1 protein-coding gene is annotated in these 232 nt (G+C 48.3%); it reads right to left on the bottom strand.

What is annotated here, in order from left to right:
- Positions 1-232, bottom strand: a 232-nt coding sequence (locus SB751_RS35745) for a hypothetical protein (protein ID WP_410749699.1), incomplete at both ends; no start/stop codon positions are given.

The raw sequence follows: 232 nt of genomic DNA, 5'->3' as shown, positions 1-232 counted from the left end.
GCCAGGCTTAAACTCAAGCGGCAAAACGCCCATACCAATTAAATTAGTACGATGAATACGTTCAAACCCTTCAGCTGCAATAACCTGAACACCAGCAAGCCTTACGCCTTTTGCTGCCCAATCGCGAGACGAACCTTGACCATAGTCAGCACCGGCAACAATAATAAGCGGTTGCTTACGTTGCATGTAGGTTTCGATGGCTTCCCACATACGCGTGTTTTCACCTTCTGGC

The sequence above is a fragment of the Cupriavidus sp. SIMBA_020 genome, from assembly GCF_046535395.1.
Lineage (GTDB): Bacteria > Pseudomonadota > Gammaproteobacteria > Burkholderiales > Burkholderiaceae > Cupriavidus > Cupriavidus campinensis.
Note: the sequence above shows the minus strand (reverse complement) of the source record. Positions and strands in the feature narration are given on the sequence as shown.